This is a genomic window from Microcoleus pseudofavosus SVA1_A4 (assembly GCF_036700565.1).
Classification (GTDB): Bacteria; Cyanobacteriota; Cyanobacteriia; order Cyanobacteriales; family Microcoleaceae; genus Microcoleus.
This window is the reverse complement of record NZ_JAUBPE010000172.1, coordinates 1-2,631: the sequence shown is the minus strand read 5'-3', so window position 1 is coordinate 2,631 and position 2,631 is coordinate 1. Positions and strand designations below refer to the sequence as shown.

2 protein-coding genes are annotated in these 2,631 nt (G+C 41.5%); both read left to right on the top strand.

Annotated elements, in window-relative coordinates; all coding sequences use genetic code 11:
• Positions 1–60 precede the first annotated feature (60 nt).
• The gene (locus QUA02_RS33215) at positions 61–891 is read left to right on the top strand and encodes a response regulator (protein WP_333033984.1); all 831 of its coding nucleotides are present in this window, start codon (positions 61–63) and stop codon (positions 889–891) included.
• Positions 881–2,251, top strand: coding sequence for a diguanylate cyclase domain-containing protein (locus QUA02_RS33210; RefSeq protein WP_333033982.1), 1,371 nt, complete (start codon positions 881–883; stop codon positions 2,249–2,251). The genes QUA02_RS33215 and QUA02_RS33210 overlap by 11 nt, the downstream gene beginning before the upstream one ends.
• Positions 2,252–2,631 lie beyond the last annotated feature (380 nt).

Sequence of the window (2,631 nt, the reverse complement as noted above, 5' to 3'; positions counted from 1 at the left end):
TTAAATGGCTTAATTGGTAGACCTCGAAAAACTGCACAAGTATAAATACTTATCGCAAAAGTGACATGCTCCCGTTTAGGTTTAGCAATTAGCCGAAAATTTGTGCAATTGATGGGTGGGGATATTTCTGTAGAAAGCGAATTAGGAAAAGGTACAAGTTTCCAATTGTATATTCAGACCAAGTTGGGTCAAGAAACAAACAGCAAGAGTACAGGAGAATATCCAAGAGTGCTGGGACTGGTACCCGGTCAACTTAGCTACAAAATTCTCACAGTCGATGATAAATCTATTAATCGACAATTACTAATTAAGTTGTTGAGTCCCTTGGGATTTGAGCTGAAAGAAGCTAGTAACGGACAAGAGGCGATCGCCATTTGGGATGAATGGGAACCGCACCTAATCTGGATGGATATGAGGATGCCAGTTATGGATGGCTACGAAGCGACAAAATACATCAAATCTACCACCAAAGGCAATGCTACGGCTGTAATCGCGTTAACGGCGAGTGTGTTGGAAGAAGAAAAGGCGATCGTGCTTTCGGCTGGATGTGATGACTTTGTTCGCAAACCCTTCGTTGAACACACCATTTTTGACGCACTAGCCAAGCATTTGGGAGTCAAATATATCTATGCAGAAACAAGATATCCTGTCTTGGATGATACAGAAACACGCCGCTTGACATCGGAAGATTTAACCTGTATGACTCAAGAATGGATTACTCAATTATACGAAGCTGCACTTGAGGCAAATACTAACCTCGTGTTACAAGTCGTAGGAGAAATTCCCAAAACAGAAACTCGTTTGATAAAATCCCTTACAAAACTTGCCAATCAATTTAAGTTTGAGCAGATTCTTGATTTAGTAGAACCCCGGAGTGGCAATGAATCTTAATTCTCAAATCGAAAATAAAGGTAATATTTTAATTGTAGACGATCTTCTAGAAAATCTACAATTACTAAGCGATGCGCTCCTCAAACTCGGCTACACTGTTCGCAGCGTTACCAGTGGGCGGATGGCACTGAAAACGGTGAAGGTAAAGCGACCAGATGTGATTCTTTTAGATGTTAAGATGCCGGAAATGGATGGTTATCTAGTCTGTAGAACTCTCAAAGCGGATGCAGATTTTAGCCACATTCCAGTAATTTTCATTAGTGCTTTAGATGATGTCTTCGACAAAGTAACCGCCTTTGATTCAGGGGCTATAGACTACATCACCAAACCATTTCAAATCGAAGAAGTAGTGGCGCGTCTGGAAAATCAGTTAACCATTCAACGCCAGCAACAGCTTCTGGAACAAGAAAACATTAAGCGCCGGGAAGCAGAAGAGGTACTTTATCAATCGAGGGCTTTACTGGCTAGTGTTTTGAATAGTTCCCTTGATGGTATTGCGGCAATGCAGGCTGTTCGTCATACCGAAACAGGCGAGATTGAGGATTTTCGGTGTTTAGTCGTCAACCCCGTGATTGCTAGAGCTTTTAAAAGCAGTCGTGAAGAGATAATTGGCAAATTGGTACTAAAAAAGTTGTTAACTAATATTGATCCAAAACTATTTAATTGCTTCGTTAATATTGTCGAGACGGGGGAATCTTTAGAACAGGATTTTTACTATGAATCAGAAAAATCTTGCTGGTTGCACTTCGCAGCAGTCAAGCTAGGAGATGGTTTTTCCGTTACTATCCGTGATATTACCGCCCGCAAACAAATAGAATTGGCTCTCCAAGATGCCAATCAAAAATTAAACGAACTGGCAAATCTAGATGGTTTGACTCAGGTGGCTAACCGTCGCTGTTTCAACAATCGCCTTCAAAGTGAATGGCAACGCCTAGCGCCAGAAAAGCAGCCACTTTCTCTAATTTTATTTGACGTTGATAAATTCAAATCCTATAACGACTACTACGGTCATCTGGCTGGGGATGATTGCTTAATTAGAATAGGGCAAACATTACAAAAAGTAGTCCGTCGTCCCACCGATTTAGCAGCGCGTTACGGTGGAGAAGAATTTGTGTTACTCCTCCCGAATACGGATTTAGAAGGAGGGATTCAGGTGGCACAAAACATTCAGCAAGGAATTCACGATCTGGCGATTCCCCATGCAGAGTCTGACGTGAAGGAGATCGTCACAGTCAGTTTGGGTATTGCCTCACTCATACCCACCTTGGAAGTTCAACCAGATACACTGGTAGCCTATGCAGACAAAGCTTTGTACGATGCTAAACAACAGGGGCGCGATCGCTGGAGTACAAATTGTTGAAAAATCGGGGCGTTTTTTTGAGGAAGGGGGAATTATACCGTTAGACAAGACGTTTCGCCAGTTGTAATTCATCCTGGTTTTTTGTTGATAGTCAGATCGTCAAATTTTTGATAAGTAATACCAATTGGAAATAGTCTTGCTACAATTACCAATTTTATACAAATTATCTTTGATTTGCACAACCCCCCGCCGGACACGGCAGTGCCGTTTCCCTACAGATGCTCGTCTCTAAATTGATATGTAGCAATATTTTTCATAATTAGTATAAGCTGTAGCTGGCGTTACAGATTAAGAGTGTAAATCCTAATTAGGGCTTGCTGAATCAGTGAGAAAAGTAAACAGTGTATGGGTTTTCCGACCAAAAAAGTAGTAAGGGTGCA